At 37.2% G+C, this 18,171-nt stretch carries 14 protein-coding genes and 1 pseudogene; 9 read left to right on the forward strand and 6 right to left on the reverse strand.

The window, feature by feature from the left end:
* Window positions 1-7 precede the first annotated feature (7 nt).
* Window positions 8-2,833 (reverse strand): S9 family peptidase, encoded by a 2,826-nt coding sequence (locus IPJ16_11295; GenBank protein ID MBK7627756.1) that lies wholly within the window; start codon window positions 2,831-2,833, stop codon window positions 8-10.
* 120 nt (window positions 2,834-2,953) lie between these two features.
* On the opposite strand from IPJ16_11295, the gene IPJ16_11300 reads away from it, so the two are divergent.
* Window positions 2,954-4,129 (forward strand): DUF1343 domain-containing protein, encoded by a 1,176-nt coding sequence (locus IPJ16_11300; GenBank protein ID MBK7627757.1) that lies wholly within the window; start codon window positions 2,954-2,956, stop codon window positions 4,127-4,129.
* Between the two features lie 16 nt (window positions 4,130-4,145).
* Here the strand turns inward: IPJ16_11300 and IPJ16_11305 are convergent, their stop codons facing one another.
* Both IPJ16_11305 and IPJ16_11310 read right to left on the reverse strand, forming a co-directional pair.
* Complete coding sequence (locus tag IPJ16_11305; GenBank protein MBK7627758.1) at window positions 4,146-4,538, reverse strand: response regulator; 393 nt, start codon at window positions 4,536-4,538, stop codon at window positions 4,146-4,148.
* Between the two features lie 9 nt (window positions 4,539-4,547).
* Window positions 4,548-4,931, reverse strand: a complete 384-nt coding sequence (locus IPJ16_11310; protein ID MBK7627759.1) for a co-chaperone GroES — start codon at window positions 4,929-4,931, stop codon at window positions 4,548-4,550.
* A gap of 135 nt (window positions 4,932-5,066) precedes the next feature.
* Here IPJ16_11310 and IPJ16_11315 point away from each other — a divergent pair, with 135 nt between their 5' ends.
* The 3 genes from IPJ16_11315 (at window position 5,067) to IPJ16_11325 (ending at window position 7,248) form a co-directional block, all read left to right on the forward strand.
* Complete coding sequence (locus IPJ16_11315; GenBank protein ID MBK7627760.1) at window positions 5,067-5,618, forward strand: YigZ family protein; 552 nt, start codon at window positions 5,067-5,069, stop codon at window positions 5,616-5,618.
* A gap of 248 nt (window positions 5,619-5,866) precedes the next feature.
* Entirely contained in the window at window positions 5,867-6,775 is a 909-nt protein-coding gene (pyrB, locus tag IPJ16_11320) for an aspartate carbamoyltransferase (GenBank protein MBK7627761.1), read from the forward strand.
* Window positions 6,776-6,789: 14 nt separating this feature from the next.
* Complete coding sequence (locus tag IPJ16_11325) at window positions 6,790-7,248, forward strand: aspartate carbamoyltransferase regulatory subunit (protein ID MBK7627762.1); 459 nt, start codon at window positions 6,790-6,792, stop codon at window positions 7,246-7,248.
* Window positions 7,249-7,492: 244 nt separating this feature from the next.
* Here IPJ16_11325 and IPJ16_11330 read toward each other — a convergent pair whose 3' ends face one another.
* Window positions 7,493-7,945: a DUF4293 domain-containing protein gene (locus IPJ16_11330; GenBank protein ID MBK7627763.1), complete on the reverse strand. Its 453-nt coding sequence runs from the start codon at window positions 7,943-7,945 to the stop codon at window positions 7,493-7,495.
* Window positions 7,946-8,137: 192 nt separating this feature from the next.
* Here IPJ16_11330 and IPJ16_11335 point away from each other — a divergent pair, with 192 nt between their 5' ends.
* The 5 genes and pseudogenes from IPJ16_11335 (at window position 8,138) to IPJ16_11355 (ending at window position 15,636) form a co-directional block, all read left to right on the forward strand.
* Window positions 8,138-9,244, forward strand: coding sequence for an efflux RND transporter periplasmic adaptor subunit (locus IPJ16_11335; GenBank protein ID MBK7627764.1), 1,107 nt, complete (start codon window positions 8,138-8,140; stop codon window positions 9,242-9,244).
* An 11-nt stretch (window positions 9,245-9,255) separates the two neighbouring features.
* Window positions 9,256-12,277: pseudogene (locus tag IPJ16_11340) on the forward strand (efflux RND transporter permease subunit).
* Window positions 12,258-13,574, forward strand: coding sequence for a TolC family protein (locus IPJ16_11345; GenBank protein ID MBK7627765.1), 1,317 nt, complete (start codon window positions 12,258-12,260; stop codon window positions 13,572-13,574). The pseudogene IPJ16_11340 and the gene IPJ16_11345 overlap by 20 nt, the downstream one beginning before the upstream one ends.
* Window positions 13,575-13,710: 136 nt before the next feature.
* Window positions 13,711-14,574, forward strand: coding sequence for a nucleoside phosphorylase (locus IPJ16_11350; GenBank protein ID MBK7627766.1), 864 nt, complete (start codon window positions 13,711-13,713; stop codon window positions 14,572-14,574).
* 123 nt (window positions 14,575-14,697) lie between these two features.
* On the forward strand, window positions 14,698-15,636 hold the full coding sequence (locus IPJ16_11355; GenBank protein ID MBK7627767.1) for a hypothetical protein: 939 nt from the start codon (window positions 14,698-14,700) through the stop codon (window positions 15,634-15,636).
* A 109-nt stretch (window positions 15,637-15,745) separates the two neighbouring features.
* On the opposite strand, the gene IPJ16_11360 is transcribed toward IPJ16_11355, so the two are convergent.
* On the reverse strand, window positions 15,746-17,032 hold the full coding sequence (locus tag IPJ16_11360; GenBank protein ID MBK7627768.1) for an O-antigen ligase family protein: 1,287 nt from the start codon (window positions 17,030-17,032) through the stop codon (window positions 15,746-15,748).
* A gap of 5 nt (window positions 17,033-17,037) precedes the next feature.
* Window positions 17,038-17,958, reverse strand: a complete 921-nt coding sequence (locus IPJ16_11365; GenBank protein MBK7627769.1) for a hypothetical protein — start codon at window positions 17,956-17,958, stop codon at window positions 17,038-17,040.
* Window positions 17,959-18,171 lie beyond the last annotated feature (213 nt).

The following is an 18,171-nucleotide window of genomic DNA, read 5'->3' on the forward strand; positions in this document are numbered from 1 at the left end:
GATTGTATTAGTCATTAACAAGCTCATAGCCATTTATTTTTCCCTTTTCTGTCTGAGAGATTCCATTTTTCATCCAGTATGGCATTGGGGCACCCTTCAGATAATGATCAAAAAACTGCATCTTTCTTATTGAGATATCTTTTCTGTTGGGTCTTTTTACAAGATTATGAGCTTCATCATTATAGGTAAGCATCCATGCCGGTTTATCGAGCCTTCTCAAAGCTGTTATGAATTCTATTCCCTGATACCATGGTACCGCTCCATCAGCATCATTATGCATTAGAAGAAGCGGAGTATTGATCTTGGGAACAAAAAATATTGGTGAATTCTCGATGTATTGAACCGGTTTTTCCCATAGAGTTCCTCCTATTCTGCTCTGGGTGTGCTCATACTGAAACATTCTGCTCATTCCTGATTCCCATCGTATACCTCCATATGCGCTTGTCATATTAACAACAGCTGCACCGGCATAAGCACATGCAAAAAGATCAGTTTGTGTCACCAGCCATGCAATCTGATAACCGCCCCAACTCTGTCCATCAAGCCCGAGTTTATCTTTATCTATAAAATTGTAACGGTCAAGCAAGGCATATGTGCCACTTACAACAGCATTGTAACAGCTCTGTCCGGGATAACCGGTTTTATAAATAATATCCGGAACAAAAACCAGGTATTCGTTACTTATTGCAGTTGGAATATTTATTCGTGAAGCACTGGGTACAGGAGCAATATATGTATATAACTCATCTGAACTCCTTTCATAGAAATATACTATCATAGGATACTTCTTTGAAGGATCGAAGTTCTCAGGCTTATAAAGTATTCCCTGTAATTTCTCCCGGTCAAATGACATCCATTCAATCAGTTCAGATGTACCCCAGGTAAAGTTTGATTGCTGGGGATTGGTTACAGATATCTTTTTGGGATTCTCAAATTTCAGATTGGTCAGATAGAGATCAGGTGATTCTTTAAATGTTCCTTTTTGCAAGATAATAAGATCAGACTTTTTTGCTTTAGAGAATCCTGAGGGGAAAGATGCTTTTTCCATAAGCATAGAATGCGGATCACCGGGTTTTCCCTGTTTAAGAGAATAGAACCCGCTCTCTTTGCTTTCATAATTAAAAGCAGAAAGATAAATCAGTTCTTTCCTGTTAATAAAATCATCATCCTGATCAAGCTTAACATATCTTAACCTGATATTATTTTTTCTGCCGAAATTATTGGTAATATTCACTGGTGCTTCACTTCCTGAAAGATCAACAGACCAGATATCAAAACGGTCATAAATAAAAACATGTTTTTCATCATCTAAGTATCCGGCAATGCCATGGGGCGATGGATCATCGGGCATATCATTTAGCTCATCACTGAGAGGCACTTTTATTGAAGAGGTGATATTCTTTTTAACACCATCAGGCAAAGCCATAGCGATCCAGCCTTTCTCAGAATTATCCCAGTATAACAGGTATTTACACGATGGGGACATTGTAGCTCTTGAACTGCATTTTTCAAGTATTTTTGTCTTAATTCCTGTGCTCACATTGATTAAATAATAGTCTGAGAAAGAACCTCCGTCCCATGAGGAAGATCTGCGGTATTTAAGATCAGATGAACCCAGTGCCAGTACGTTATTTCCTTTTTGATATGTTCTGACATTTGGAATTACAGTATCGCCAAGCTGAAACATTTTACCAGTGTTTAAATGATAAACAGCCATAAATGTACGTTTGTTCTCCTCTTCAAGCTGCTTTTTCTGCATTGGCTGAAGAATATCATCCTCCCATGACCAGATGTCGAGTTTGAATTTTTCATCTTCAAGAAGAGTATCTTCGGGCTGTTTCACCGGTTTTCTTGCGGTACCTAAAAAAAGTCTTGTTCCATCGTCTGAGAAGGAAATGTTCCCGTTTTCACCCGGAGCCCAATTATGAGGCAAGGCGCTGTTTGACTGATCAATGATTTTTGATGCTTTTGAGAAATTGCGGGATAGCCACAGGTCGTAGATTTTTATTTTTGCTGTATCAGAAGAATACATAAATGATACAGAAACTCCTGTCCGGTCAGAAGTGAGCTTTTTCAAGCTTCCTCTGGCTTCGAAAACCAATACTGGTACCTCTTTTTGAGTATCAAATACATTAAGTTTAAGGTTTTCAATTTTTGTTGTATCAGGAATACTCTGCAGAAAACTGATTGATTTTCCATCTTTAGCCAATACATAATCAGTCACATCCGGGTACCTGTACTCCTTCTTTAAAACGGGATTGTAAATCACAAGTTCAGAACCCTTTGGTTCCGCAGTTTTTGGCTTTTTCCCGGCAGGCAATGCGGTTTTAGCAGTATCTGCAGCTGTTTTTGTGCTTTTATTGTCAGAAGGCTTTTTTTCAAGAAGGTATGCCATCCAGTATGAATTCTTTTCAGCTACAGAAAATGATTTGACTTTCGGAATACTTATAATCTCATCATTTGATAATAATCTGATCTCAAGATTATTCTTAGGCATTTTATCGTCTTTGAGCTTTTTCTTTTTTGCCTGACGTGTTTCATCATATGAGGGTATAATCTGATAAACCAGAAACTTTGTGTCTGGTGAAAACACTGCTTTACCACCCCTGGCAATTGAATCGAGCCTCGATGTTAATACATTATAAACATAAAGCCATCCATCACCCTGCTGAGGATTTATTGTATATGTTATCCATTTCCCATCCTCAGAAATTATCTGAGAACTGAGGCTTTTCCATCCATCATAAGCATTGTTGTCTATTGGGATTTTCTGAGAAAAAAGTTGAGTGAAGGATAATACAGATATAAGTACAAGTAAAAAATATTTTTTCATATTAAGTCATTATTATTAATTGTTCAAACTTATGAAAGATTAATGATTTTCTCATAATACGTGGTATGTTATAGATCAGATATTATTGTTAATTATATATTTGTTCACAAATAATATATTATGGTAATTACTGGTCTGGAGTCAATTCTGAAATCATTTCCGCCTGCTTTAAAGGGTAAAAGAATTGGTGTTTTATGTCATGCACCAAGTATAACAACTGATTTTATTCATATTGCTGAACATTTCTTCAGGCGGGATGACTGCAGGTTAACCGCACTATTCGGTCCTCAGCATGGAATACATGGTCAGACACAGGATAATATGATAGAATGGCAAAGTCATAATCATCCTGTTTATAATGTTCCTCTTTATAGTTTATATGGAGAGCATCGAAAACCAACAAAGGAAATGTTGAGTAAGATTGATGCCCTTATTATTGATTTGCAGGATGTCGGAGCGCGCCTTTACACCTACATCTGGACCGTTAAACTATGTATTGAAGCATGCACAGAGGCTTCAGTTCCCATAGTGCTTCTTGACAGGCCCAATCCTATCGGCCGGCTTCCTTTTGATGGTCCAGTACTTAAAAAGGAATTTTTTACTTTTGTTGGCGGGGCATCGATCCCTTTATGTCACAGGATGACAATGGGCGAAATGGCACTATGGATTAAGGAAAAGTACTACCCTTCCTGCGATCTGAATATTTTTTGGATGACGAACTGGAAAAGATCAATGATGTATCACGAAACAGGCCTTCCGTGGGTGTTTCCATCTCCAAATATGCCAACAGAGAATACTGCTATTGTATATCCGGGTACAGTACTCATAGAAGCACTTAACCTTTCAGAGGCAAGAGGAACAACAATACCTTTTGAACTTTTTGGAGCACCATTCATTGATTCAGTAAAACTCAAAAAGAACCTTGACAATCGTAAAATAAAGGGATGTGCATTCAGGATACACGATTTCATTCCAACTTTCCACAAGTTTAAAGGCGAGAACTGTTACGGATTACAGGTTCACGTTACAGACCTGAATACATTCAGACCAGTTGGTACTGCCCTTGAAATTTTCGATGCTATAATTGAAACATCACCGTCAGATTCGCTTAAATTCAATTCACCTCCTTATGAATATGAACATAATCTAATGCCCTTTGATATTTTAGCTGGAGATTCAGGCATGAGAGAAACACTGATAAACAGGAGAAGTATCAGGTCAGAACAGGAAAGATGGGCATCGGAAATTGAAAATTTCAGGAAAGAGTTTTCGGTATTATCAGCTTATGAAGAATAGCAGTTCGAAACGAAACTTATTGCTTTTTTCTTTTCAGGTTAATTACCAGTTTTTCAATAAGTGCCTGAGACATAATTGGTTTGATAATATAATCGTCAAATCCGGATATTGAGAATTTTTCTCTGTCACCAAGGAGTCCATATGCCGTCTGTGCGATAATAATAATATCATCACGCATATTTCTGATAGATTCAGTAGCCATATATCCATCCATTACCGGTAATTGAATGTCCATGAGAATAATCTCAATATCAGTATGTTTGATAACAAGATCAACTGCTTCCTGACCATCACCGGCATTGTATAGAACCGCTCCGGTTTTCTCAAGGATCTTGTTTAGGTATAGTTTGCTCGACAAATCGTCTTCTACAATAAGAATTTTATGTCCTTTAAGATATTCGTTTTCCATAACAATCATTTATTGAAAAAGGCCTTCATCTCTTAATAGAATAAGCACAGAGGAATGAGGAACAATTACATATTTTTCTCTGTTAAATTCAATTTCTATAGCGCTATTTTGCAGATAAACAGCCTGATCTCCCTCTTTAGGTTGCAGAGGGACATACTTTGGTTCATCAGTACTGTTCTTCCAGGGTTCATCACTATCGCTGATCGACGGTATTGGGTAACCGGGTCCAACCTTCACAACATAGCCAATCTGTACCTTTTCATTTTCATTCACACCAGGCGGAAGCAGTAATCCGCTTTTGGTTTTCGATTGCGGCACTTTTGGTTTTATAAGAATTCTGTCGCCTATTACGATCAGTTTCTTTAAATCTTTTTCATCTAACAAAACACTCATGTAAAAGGTCTCTTTTGAACAAAAGTATCATTTTTTACAATAATCATTAAACAGGGATCGAGAAATATTTAAATTGCGGTAAAATGAAAATATTTTAACCACGGGGTTGCACGGAGTTAAAAATCAGAATAATCTATGTCAGTTGACATTTATAAAACTATTAAGGGAAATGCTGAGGGAATCTTCAGGGACAGGGGAAGCAGGTTTCTGGCTTATGCTTTTCCTGTTACAGAACTGGAAGAAATAAAACCCATACTGGATCAATTGAGGAAAGAACATCATGATGCAAGACATCACTGTTTTGCATACATGCTAGGCAATGAAAGGGCTATTTTCAGATCCAATGATGATGGAGAGCCATCAGGTACCGGAGGAAGGCCGATTCTGGGTCAGATAAACTCATATGGACTGACAAATATTCTGATTGTAGTCGTCAGATATTTCGGCGGAACGTTGCTTGGAGTCAGCGGATTAATAAATGCATACAGGTCTGCTGCTGAAAATGCAATTCAGAATTCGGAAATCATTGAATGTACATTGAAGGAGTATTATGAAATTAAGTACCCTTATGATTCGATGAACGCAGTTATGAAAATACTAAAAGAAGAAGATATAAGTCAAACAGAACAAAGTTTTGACTCTATATGCAGTATCAAAATATCAGTGAGGGCTTCTGTAAAAGAATAAGTTTTAAATCGCTGCAAAGAGTTAAAAGCATACAGATAGAGACAAAGTACTTTGAAGTCGCTAAGGCGCAAAGATAATAGCCTGTCATGCCGAGCCCCAGCGAAGCATCCCCGGCATTAAGCAAGAACTCTATAAAATCAAGTGAATCATGCAACATATTATAAAATTATCAACATCGCTCCTATTATATTTTTTTCTTCACTAAATTTGAAATAGATAACCCAAAGAGCCATTAACAAGTCAAATTAATGAAAAACAGAAGTTTAGTATCAATAGATGACTTTTCAACTGAGGAGATACTCCGGATCCTTGATCTCACAGAAGAATTTGAGAAGGAACCTACAAGCAGGCTGCTGGAGGGAAAAGTAGTTGCCACACTGTTTTTTGAGCCTTCTACACGAACAAGACTAAGTTTCGAAAGCGCAATAAGCAGGTTAGGAGGGAAAATTGTTGGCTTTTCAGATGCCTCAAATTCAAGTGTTTCGAAAGGCGAAACACTTAACGATACAATCAGAACTGTTACTAATTATTGTGACCTCATTGTCATGAGGCATCCCATTGAAGGAAGTGCAAGATTCGCGAGTGAAGTTGCTACTGTACCTGTAATTAACGCAGGTGACGGTGCTAATCAGCATCCTTCTCAGACCCTTCTTGATCTTTATTCGATTCGCAAAACACAGGGGAAACTGGATAATCTTAACATTTTCATGGTTGGAGATCTTAAGTACGGACGAACAGTACACTCACTGATGATGGCAATGTCGAGATGGAATGCCACATTTAATTTCATTTCGCCTGAAGAACTTAAGATGCCTGATGAGTTTAAACTGTATCTCGACAATCTTGGTCTAAAGTATTATGAACACAATGATTTCACTGATATTATTTCAAAGGCTGATATTATTTATATGACACGGGTTCAAAAGGAGAGATTTTCAGATCCTATTGAATATGAAAAAGTTAAGAATGTTTATGTATTAAGGAATTCGATGCTTAAGAATACTAAGCCTAACATGAGAATTCTTCATCCTCTGCCCAGGGTAAATGAGATACATCAGGATGTTGACCATAATCCAAAAGCGTATTATTTTGAACAGGCACTGAACGGGGTATATACCAGACAGGCGATACTGTGTTCATTACTTGGAATCAAATAACAAAGGAAAAAGAGATGAAAGAGCCGAAACAAATGAGCGTAAGTGCCATTCAGAATGGAACTGTAATTGACCATGTGCCAGCAAGAAACCTTTTTAAGGTAATACAGATCCTCGGACTTGACCGCATTGATAACCAGATTACTTTCGGGACTAATCTCGAGAGCAAGAAGCTTGGGAGAAAAGCTATTATTAAGATTTCAGATCTGTTCTTCCAGGATGAAGATATTAACAGGATAGCACTGGTTGCGCCGGATGCCAAGCTGAATATTATCCGTGACTATGAAGTTGTTGAGAAGAAGGTTGTTGAGGTTCCAGACTATATAATCGGAATTGCCAGATGCATGAACCCGAAATGTATTACCAATTTTGAGACTGTTACTACAAGGTTTAAGGTTGTTTCAAAAAAGAACGTTTCTCTGAGATGTCATTATTGTGAAAAGATCACCAATCAGGAGAATCTGCAGATAATTTGATATTTTTCTACTTAAACACAGCTGTCTTCGTAAGTCTTTTGACTATCAAAACAGGTAAATTATATTCCTGCTCAATCTTGGAGATTCCTCGCTAACGCTCGGAATGACGGGGTTTGGGTGGGGGAAAGGAAAGGCGATTCGCACAAATTTGAAATGTCGATATTTTAGCGAATCGCCATTTTTTCCCCTATGATCCGATAAAATACTGTCATCCTGAGCGGTAGCGAAGGATCTCCAGCCATTTCTACCTCAATCGATCATATGATTTCACCAGATTATCATCCTTTTTTATCCCCCTGTAAGCAAGGTAAGAAAGAATAAACTGAACTGCCGGAATTGTCATTTTAATCCCGGGGATTATTTCAGCATTGTATCTTCTAGTAACTAGGTATGAATAAATCACAAGTGAAATAACAAGCCCTGATATCAGTGCAAGTAATACCTTACAAAGAATTAACTGCAACCGCCTGTTCTTAAATAGAAATATTGTTACTAATGACAATACGGGGATAATGATCATCAACAAGGTGACAGGGAATGTTTTGAAAACAGGTCCTGAAATTCCTGATATCCCAGCCAGTGTGAAAATAATAACAGTACCTGATTCATCTGAAAAATTAATAAATTCACCGCTCAGGAATAAAACAGATATCAGTGTTGTCAGAAAGAGGTATACAGTTTGAATTCTTTGAATCATAATAATAGAATTAGACACGACAAATTTAATTCCTTTTAAGTAATATAAAAACAATCAAATACAGTGCGAGTGATTTATGGTTTTTTAACATATTTTTAGAAAATCGCCATCCATGAAGGCTCATATTTTTCATACATTTGTGCCTTCAAACACCTCATTGAGCATTTATTATAAACTCATTATCTCAATAACATGAACAAAAGACTCCGCTTAACCATTACAATAATTCTTGTAGTTTTCCTGGGGGGAATCGTTTTTTATCCAAAGTACAAACCCTTGCTGGTAAAAAAGATGAATGTACCTGGTGCAGGTCAGGGAGCCGGACCGGTCAGGCAACAACAACAAAAACTCAATGCAGTTGGATACCTCATAGTTCCCACTCAGATGAGTGAGTTAATAAATTCAACCGGAACCCTTAGGCCAGATGAGGAGGTTGATCTTTCTTTTGAAACCGCAGGTAAAATTATTAAGATAAATTTTGTAGAAGGCACAAGAGTAAAACGCGGAGATCTTCTGGCAAAAATAAATGACAAGCCTCTGCAGGCTCAATTGGAAAAACTTCAGGTTCAGTTAAAAATGGCTGAAGCCAAGGAATTCAGGCAAAGAAGCCTTCTTGACAAAGATGCAATCAGTCAGGAAAGTTATGATCAGATTCAAACAGATGTACAGTCAATCAAAGCTGACATTAATTTGATCAAGGCAAGGATATCAGAAACTGAGCTAAGAGCGCCATTCGATGGTTCAATAGGATTAAGATATCTTAGTGAAGGAACTTATGTTACAGCAAATACAAAAATTGCCAAATTAGTTAAGTTAAATCCGATAAAAATTGACTTTTCAATACCTGAAAAATATGCTTCAGACATAAATATTGGATATCCAATTACCTTCTCAATTGTCGGAATTGAATCTGATAAATTATATCACGCCTCAGTTTATGCTTTTGATCCGCGTATTGTTGAAGGCACACGTACAGTTTCACTCCGTGCATTATATGATAATAAGAATGAGGAACTTAAACCCGGAAGATATGCCGGAATCACACTTGAATTATCAAAAATTGAAAATGCAATTTCAATTCCTACGGAATCGATAATTGCTGAAATGGAAGGTGAGAAAGTATTCGTTTATAAGGGAGGCAAAGCAAAGTCTGTGAATGTAACGATTGGTTTGAGAACAGAATCAAAAATTCAGATTACTAAAGGTCTGAATTTTGGAGATACTTTATTAACTACAGGAATTATGCAATTAAGACAGAACATGCCTGTAATTCTTGATACTGTAATACTTAACAAATAACCGGATTTAAAATGAGTTTATCATCAGTTAGTATTAACAGGCCGGTATTAGCAACAGTATTTGCTATTGTAATACTGCTGTTTGGAGTAGTAGGCGTAACCTTTTTAGGTATAAGGGAATTTCCAAGTGTCGATCCTCCTATTATTAATGTCCGTACCTCCTACCCCGGAGCTAACTCAGACGTAATCGAAACACAGATTACGGAGCCTCTGGAAATTAACAAGTGTCAGCCGTCAGGGAGGCAGCGATATAACGGTTGAATTTGAACTCTCTGTTGATATGGAGACAGCTGCAAACGACACCAGAGATAAGGTATCACAGGCAATGAGAATGCTTCCAAGAGACTGCGACCCTCCTGTTGTAGCAAAAGCAGATGCTGATGCCAACCCAATATTTCAATTTACTATAGAAAGCAACAAAAGATCATTGCTTGAGCTATCTGAGTTAGCAGATCTTACATTCAAGGAACAACTTCAAACCATACCCGGTGTAAGTGCCGTGACAATCATGGGGGAAAAGCGCTACGCGATGAGGCTCTGGCTCGATCCGGTAAAGTTAGCAGGATACCAGATGACTCCATTGGATGTCAGGAATGCAATAAGTCGTGAAAATGTTGAACTTCCCTCAGGAAGTATCGAGGGAACTTCGACTCAGCTAACGATCAGGACACTCGGACTTATGTCAACCCCAAAGGAATTTGATGATCTTATTCTAAAACAAACAGGAGATCAGATAGTCAGATTTAAAGATATCGGGAGAGCGGAACTGGGACCGGAAGATATAAGAGGGATACTTAAAAGTGATGGAGTTCCGATGGTTAGTAATGCTATTATCCCGCAACCCGGGTCAAATCACATTGATATAGTTGATGAAGTTTACAGGCGTCTTGAGTATATGAAGAAAGATCTTCCGTCAGACGTTAATGTAAAAGTTGCATTTGACAATACTCAGTTTATAAGAAACTCGATAAACGAAGTAAAAGATACAATTTACATAGCATTTATTCTTGTAGTTGTGATCATATACTTCTTCCTCAGAAGCTGGAGGGCAACACTAATACCGATTCTGGTAATTCCGGTATCTCTGATTGGATCATTCTTTATTATGTACCTTGCGGGTTTTACAATAAATGTTCTTACCCTTTTGGCAATTGTACTGGCAATTGGAATTGTTGTTGACGATGCAATTGTAGTAATGGAAAACATATATGTAAAGGTTGAAAGTGGCATGGCTCCTATGCAAGCCGGTTTAGAAGGATCTAAAGAGATATATTTCGCTATTATTTCTACAACTATAACACTTATCTCTGTATTCTTCCCAATTGTATTTCTTCAGGGAATAACCGGACGTCTATTCAGGGAATTTGCAATAGTTATGGCTGGAGCAGTTGGAATTTCCGCTTTTCTGGCTCTGTCACTTACTCCCATGGTTTCGTCAAAACTACTTCGTCATGAAAAAAAGCACAGCTGGTTTTTCAGAAAGACTGAAAAATTCTTTGCAAGACTAAATGAATGGTACCGTGGTGCGCTTGAGTCCTTCCTTAATGTTAGAAAAGTTACCTTTCTAATACTAATTGTGACTTTTGCTCTGATTTTTTTCCTTTGGAAATCGATCCCGGCAGAAATGGCACCGTTAGAAGACAGATCCCAGATCACGATAAATGCAACCGCGCAGGAAGGTGCGACATACGAATATATGCTTGGATATGTAGATGAGCTCTCAGAAGAGGTTGGTCAGCTTGTTCCGGAAAAGCATGGAATAATTACTTTTATCAGAGGTGGCAGCATGGGCATGGTCAGATTAATGCTTAAGGAACCTGGGCAAAGGGAAAGGACGCAACAGGAAATTGCTGATCAGTTGGGTGTATACGTAAGAAAAAAAACAAAGGCAAGAGCGATGGTCATGCAGCAGTCAACATTCGGAAGCAGAAGAGCCGGCATGCCAATTCAATATGTTTTACAGGCTACCTCTATTGAAAAGCTTAGGGAAGTACTTCCCGCATTTATGTCAAGAGTACAAGAAGACCCAATGTTCCAGATGGCTGATGTTAACCTCAAATTCACCAAACCAGAATTAAGAATCCATATAGACAGACAAAAAGCAAGCAGTCTGGGTGTTTCAACTCAAAATATCGGACAAACACTTCAGCTTGCTTTAAGCGGACAGAGATTCGGGTACTTTTTTATGAACGGAAAACAGTATCAGATTTTAGGTGACCTTGCCAGAAGTGATCGCAATAAGCCATTGGATCTTAAGTCACTTTATGTAAGAAATAATTCCGGGGACATGGTACAGTTCGATAACCTGGTAACTTTTACTGAGGAAACTGCACCACCATCACTTAACAGGTACAACAGGTTTGTGTCCGCTACGATATCAGCCGGACTTCCAAAAGGAGTGACTATTAGTCAGGGACTTGATGAGATGGATAAAATTGCCAGTGAAGTACTTGACGATTCATTCAGGACAGCATTGGCTGGGGATTCCAAAGATTTCAAAGAGAGTTCCTCAAGCCTAATGTTTGCATTTATGCTTGCACTCATTTTAATATTCCTGGTACTTGCAGCTCAATTCGAAAGCTTCAAAGATCCGTTTATTGTAATGATGACAGTACCCCTTGCTCTTACCGGTGCTTTGATCTCAATGTGGTATTTCGATATTACAATGAATATTTTCAGTCAGATTGGCCTCATCATGTTAATCGGCCTAGTTACCAAAAACGGAATTCTGATTGTTGAGTTTGCCAATCAGCGTAAGAGCGCAGGTATGTCAAAATTAGAAGCTATTAAGTTTTCTGCTGCAGCCCGATTCAGACCAATCCTGATGACAAGTCTTGCCACAATACTCGGGATCAGCCCATTGGCTCTTGGATTGGGAGAGGGAGCACAGAGTCGTGTATCAATGGGTATAGCAGTTGTCGGAGGTATGTTTTTTGCCACATTCCTTACACTTTTTGTTGTCCCGGCAATGTATACCTATATTTCAAGTGAACCAAAAAAGATTGAAAATGAAAATGAGGCTTCTAACGCTTAGTATATTTATTGTTTTATCGCTCAAGCCTGTTGATGGTCAGATAGTGTATGGTCTCAAGGATTGTATTGGAATAGGTTTGGAAAGAAACTTTTCAATACTTGTTGCCAGAAATAATGAGACTGTTAGCAATAATAACTACACTATTGGCAATGCAGGGTATCTACCCTCCCTCGATCTGAGCAGTCGTTATAGTGGTACGATTAATAATACTACACAGAATCTTGCAGCAGGGGGACAGACAGTAAGTAACGGTGTTCACAATACAACAGCTAATGCCGGTGTAACATTAGGGTGGACAATCTTTAATGGATTTAATGTTCAGACCACCTATAAAAAGCTGGATGAATTAAAACAACTTGGATCACTTAATTCCCAGTTATCTGCTGAATACCTTATTGCTGATATTATCTCAGGATACTACAATTATATTGATCAGGTTCAGGCACTTAATAATGTTAAATATGCCCTTACGCTTTCCAGAGAGCGATTGAGGATTGATGAAACCAGATATCTCCTTGGTTCCAGTTCAAAGCTCCAGGTATTGCAATCGAGAGTTTATGTAAATACTGATAGTTCAAAGCTTTCCAAGCAAATTGAAGTTGTGAGGGCAGCTCAGATAAAGCTTAATGAACTTATGGCTGCAGAAGATATGGGTATTCTGTTTGCAACAAAAGACACGTCTATCGATGTTGAAACCGGATTGCTCTATGAAAAGCTGTTAAATGAAACACTTGAGGGTAATACCAGCCTGTTAATAGCATCGAGGAACAAGACTCTTTCTGAACTTGATTATAAGCTTGTTGTTTCAAGGTCCTACCCATATCTTAATATGTCAACCGGATATAGTTATAACTTTAACACCTATTCTGCCGGAACAAATAAAAACCAGATAACAAACGGGATGAATTATGGTCTGACTCTTGGATTGAATATTTTCGATGGATTCAACCAGAGAAGGAGTATCGCGAACTCCACTATAGATAAGGAAAACAAGGAGTTAAAGTACCAGGAACTGGAACAGGGTATCAAAGCTGATCTCCTCACACTATACAATGCTTATAGCAGCAATCTCAGGCTTATAAGACTTGAGGAGCAGAACCTTCAGACGGCTGCTGAAAACCTTGACATCGCTCTGGAAAGGTACAAATTAGGGAGCCTCTCAGGGCTTGATCTCAGAGAAGTACAGAAAAGTTTGCTTGATGCAAAGGATCGGCTTCTTGCAGTTCAGTATCAGACAAAACTGGCTGAGATTTCATTGATGCTTATTTCAGGGAATATAATGGTGTATTATAAATAGGCACAGGGCATGGAGCATGGCATGGAGCATGGAGCATGGAACAAAGGGCAAAGTGCAAAGTGCAAATAGCAAAGTGCAAAGGAGCATTACTTGTATTATCCCCGGTTTATTGTAAATTTGGGGATAATTTTTTTCTATGGAGAAGAAGACTGAGCTTATCACAAATAAAGACGGAAGTATATTTCATCTGAATCTCCTCCCCGGAGACATTTCCAATAAAATCATTATTGTCGGGGACCCGGGACGTGTGGATATGCTGGCTTCCCTGATGACTGAAATCAGGGTAAGAAAAGAGAACAGGGAATTCAGGACAGTAACCGGATTTTTTGAGAATACCGAAATCACAGTTATTTCTTCCGGTATTGGAACAGATAATATTGACATTCTTATTAACGAACTAGATGCTCTGGTAAATATTGATCTTAAAACAGGAATTGTAAAAGAAGAACCAGAATCCCTTACATTTATCAGAATTGGAACATCCGGAGGATTGAGGTCTGATATTCCTGCAGGATCTTGTATATTAACAGAAACAGCAATAGGGTTTGACGGACTTCTGCACTTTTATGAAGGATACGACTGGATTTTGGATACAGGATTATCAGACTACCTTGCTGAGTACCTCGAATGGCCTGACACACTCTCCTACCCTTATGCGGTTAATGCCAGCAAGGACTTAATTGAAGCGTTCAGTAATGAGAACTTCAAAAAAGGAATTACAATTTCAGCGCCTGGCTTTTATGCTCCGCAGGGAAGAAGACTCAGGCTTGAAACATTTGATAATGAGATAAATAACAAGTTGTCAGAATTCTCATTCAGAGGAAGGACAATCAGCAACTATGAGATGGAAAGTTCAGCGATATATGGTTTGTCGGCCCTATTGGGTCATAAAGCGCTAACAATCTGCCTTGTAATAGGCAATCGTGTTACAGGAGAGTTTGTACAGGATTATAAGCCGTTGATGAGGGATCTTGCCCTAAAGGTTTTCAAACTAATATAACATAGATTTTCGTTGATTTTCTTTATCTGCCCCTACCCAAAAGGGTGTAAAGAAAATCAATGGGATGTTCTCCATAATTCAAATTTGAATATATTTGTATAAATAACTACTTAATTTATTAAGATGTCAGAAAACGTTACTAATAATAAGAATGTCAGGGATGACGAGATAGATCTTTTGGATCTCTTCAGAAGAATTGGAAAAACCTTCAGTAGATGGGCAAATGCATTAGGCAGGGCATTGCTTATTTCAATTGTATTTATGCTCAGAAGATGGCTTCCATTAGGATTAAGTGTAGCAATGGGGCTTGGAGTTGCGTTCTTATTTAAAGCAACATCTGATTCATCCTACACATCTGATCTCGTTTTGAGGAATAATGTTGTATCGACTGATGAAATGATAACATACATAAACAGGTTACATACATTTTGTGTTGAACAGAATAAAACAGCTCTGACCCAGGCAATATCATTATCACCTGATCAGATAAAGAATATCAATGACATAAGTGCTTTCTGGATAATTGATAACGGTAGAGATGGGGTACCTGATTTTGTTGATATTGCAAAGAAGCATGATGTATATGATACTGTTAATGTAAGGATGCTTGACAGACTTAATGTGAGAGTAAAGATTAATTCACCTCAGGAGTTAACTAACGTAAAAAATGGTATCATTAATTATATTAATTCACAACCTTTGTTTCAGCAAAGAAATGAAGTTAGGATAAGGCAGAACAAAGAGATGCTGGCCAGGTTGGATTATGATATTCTTCAGCTAGACAGTCTTCAAAAAGTCAAGTATTTTGAAGAAACCAGAAGTATGCAGCCAAAATCAGGAGGACAAATGGTTTTCCTTCAGGAACAAAAAACCCAACTGATTTATTCTGACATCTACCCCCTGTATGCCAGAAAGCAGGCTCTTGAAGCTGATCGTGATCTCTATCAGGGTATTGTGACAGTGTTAAGTGATTTCACAATTCCTGCCCTTAGAGATAATGGTGCTTTCTTTTATGCAAAAAAATATGTGCCATTATTTTTATTCTTACGCTACTTGTGTTGATACTTTTGGCAAACAGACGAAAACTAACTGAAGTCTATAACAAATACTAATAAAAAGGGAGCCCGAAGCTCCCTTTTATTTTTTGCCCCCATACCCACTGAAGGGGGCTTTATTTACTCTTTGTTTTTGATTCTACATGTAATAGTAAAAAAGAAAAAAGGGAGAAAAAAGAAACTCCTGCAAGTCTGTTTAGCATTGTCTCGAAGAGAAAAGATATAAATACAATCAGTATAAATATAAGATATAGAGTGTTATCAGTTGTGACAGCTATTACAGTCATAACCACAAATATGGCTATAAAAATAATTAAGCCTACGAGACCATGCTCTGCTGCAATTTCAACAAACTGATTATGAGCATTAAGGTTTTTGACTTTCAGGATATCTTCATAACCCAGCTTCCTGTATTCCTTATTAAGTTCAGATTGTATATCGCCTGTTCCCACTCCAAACAGAATATTTTTTTTGATAATTATTACAGCAGAATGCCATATCCTGATCCTGTCTTCTTTCATTGACTTAGTAACTAACTCTTTTCCTGAATTCAATTTGTAATAGTAACTAAATCTTGGATTAGAGATTGACAGAGGAATCAGGACTATGATAGCCAGTGCAAAAAGAAAAACAAGTAGTTGCCTTTTCCCTGTATTCCTGAATTTAAATAACAAATATACTGGCAGAGAGATAATTGCAGCCAGAATCTCAGCCCTTGATGATAATAAATAGATTGAAAGGAATAAAACCAGACAAATAAAGATCCATAAATACTTATAAATAGATTTTTTATCCTTTTCAAGAAATGATTCAATGGAAATGAAACCAGAAAAAAGTATAAACATTGATAAATATGAAGGATGCTGTTTAATGGCCAGTTCTGAAGCGTAAAAATAATTCAGCCAATAATCAATGGGAGGGTGAGGATTAAATACCCATTCCCCATTATTAAAAATAAGAGATCTGTATAGTGCATAACCAAAACATACCAGCAGAAAAGCAAATGTACTGAGTGCAAATATCTTTAAAAGCAGAAAGGATTTTTTTCGAATAAAATTTCCAGGTGAAAACAATACAAGCGGGAAAACCAACAAAGACATCCGTAGTTCTATATTTCGCCATCCTTCCTTTGGATTGTCAGAGTAAATCATTCCAATGATTTGCCAAATAAAAAACAGGATAAATAAAACAAATACTATTCTGGCTTTATGATCAATTGTTGTATAATCATACGTCCTTGTAAATATGCTTAACAACCATGCTACTCCCCAGAGAATCATAAATGGAGGGAGATACCAGTGATATACAGGTAAAATAATTATTGTGAGGAAAGCAAAAATATATGTTAAGGATCCTTCAAGCAAGAAATCTTTGCCAAAATATCTTTGTAAGAAATTATGCATAATGTTCAATCCCAATTTGCCGGATGTAAAAGAATGATAACTTTCTTCCCTGGTTTAATAGTATCAAGATTAATCATTCCCATATTCCATCTTTTACCATTAATGAAATTGCTGTCATGGAAAAAATAATCCTGATCCAGAAACCCACCTTCATAGGCAAAAGCATAACTTGAAAGAGAGTCTTTTTCAATCTTAATGGTCTTATATCCTTTGGTAATATATTCATAGTTCCATCCATTATTGGGGTACTCATACCAGAAGTATGCATTAAAATACTTATATATATAGCAGTATTGAGACCCATGATAAGTTGTTCCCAAAATATTTATGCCATTGCCACGTAAATATTCAAGTTCATTCTTCAAGTATTCTCTGGGATGAATACCATACATTAACTGGAGTGTTACAAGGTCATTATGAAATCCTATTTCATGACCATATGCATCCTGAATCTTTTTTATGTAATAAATAATGTTCTCATTTCTCACAAAATCAGCACCAACTTTTTTGCCATAGTAGTTTGCAGTATGCAATACAAAATATGTTGATTTAATACCATACTTATGTTCACGATATGCAAGTTTTACAGCAGCGGCGATATTCTCGTCAATATCATATCGGAGAGAAAGTACAACTTTGTCTTTTGATTCAGTGTTTTTAAAATCTCTTAACGGTACAATTAAAAAATGATCAGAAGATGATATATATTGTAGGAAATCATCATAATATAGATAGTTAAAAATTGGTTTCCTGACCTGTACTCCGTTATCTATAATAATATTTTCTGTTATCTCTATTGTCCGGTCTGCTTCAGGATAAAGGATTTCTTCTTCCTTAGAGCATCTTATCAGAAGTACCCAGGAAAATATGGTAATAAACAAATACTTCAGGAACAAGTGAAATTTGTTTTTTGCAATCATATTCATAAAAAGAAGCAATGAGTTCAATCCCCTATTCGCAATAATAGTAAAATTTAGATTAACTTTTTTATTATTCTGACTTTTCCGATGAAACTATATCATGATACATTTAAGAACTTCCGGGCTAAAGCCATACACCACAGGCAATACAATAACCACGGACTTAAGTCCGTGGTTATTGACAATCAAATGATTAAGGACTTTAGTCCGAAATAAAAA

The sequence above is a fragment of the Bacteroidales bacterium genome, assembly GCA_016709865.1.
GTDB lineage: Bacteria > Bacteroidota > Bacteroidia > Bacteroidales > VadinHA17 > LD21.

What these genes read in the sequence shown, in the direction of transcription:
- IPJ16_11295 (MBK7627756.1), bottom strand. Translation starts at nt 2,833, where the DNA reads ATGAAAAAATATTTTTTACTTGTACTTATATCTGTATTATCCTTCACT.
- IPJ16_11300 (MBK7627757.1), top strand. Translation starts at nt 2,954, where the DNA reads ATGGTAATTACTGGTCTGGAGTCAATTCTGAAATCATTTCCGCCTGCT.
- IPJ16_11305 (MBK7627758.1), bottom strand. Translation starts at nt 4,538, where the DNA reads ATGGAAAACGAATATCTTAAAGGACATAAAATTCTTATTGTAGAAGAC.
- IPJ16_11310 (MBK7627759.1), bottom strand. Translation starts at nt 4,931, where the DNA reads ATGAGTGTTTTGTTAGATGAAAAAGATTTAAAGAAACTGATCGTAATA.
- IPJ16_11315 (MBK7627760.1), top strand. Translation starts at nt 5,067, where the DNA reads ATGTCAGTTGACATTTATAAAACTATTAAGGGAAATGCTGAGGGAATC.
- pyrB (MBK7627761.1), top strand. Translation starts at nt 5,867, where the DNA reads ATGAAAAACAGAAGTTTAGTATCAATAGATGACTTTTCAACTGAGGAG.
- IPJ16_11325 (MBK7627762.1), top strand. Translation starts at nt 6,790, where the DNA reads ATGAAAGAGCCGAAACAAATGAGCGTAAGTGCCATTCAGAATGGAACT.
- IPJ16_11330 (MBK7627763.1), bottom strand. Translation starts at nt 7,945, where the DNA reads ATGATTCAAAGAATTCAAACTGTATACCTCTTTCTGACAACACTGATA.
- IPJ16_11335 (MBK7627764.1), top strand. Translation starts at nt 8,138, where the DNA reads ATGAACAAAAGACTCCGCTTAACCATTACAATAATTCTTGTAGTTTTC.
- IPJ16_11345 (MBK7627765.1), top strand. Translation starts at nt 12,258, where the DNA reads ATGAGGCTTCTAACGCTTAGTATATTTATTGTTTTATCGCTCAAGCCT.
- IPJ16_11350 (MBK7627766.1), top strand. Translation starts at nt 13,711, where the DNA reads ATGGAGAAGAAGACTGAGCTTATCACAAATAAAGACGGAAGTATATTT.
- IPJ16_11355 (MBK7627767.1), top strand. Translation starts at nt 14,698, where the DNA reads ATGTCAGAAAACGTTACTAATAATAAGAATGTCAGGGATGACGAGATA.
- IPJ16_11360 (MBK7627768.1), bottom strand. Translation starts at nt 17,032, where the DNA reads ATGCATAATTTCTTACAAAGATATTTTGGCAAAGATTTCTTGCTTGAA.
- IPJ16_11365 (MBK7627769.1), bottom strand. Translation starts at nt 17,958, where the DNA reads ATGAATATGATTGCAAAAAACAAATTTCACTTGTTCCTGAAGTATTTG.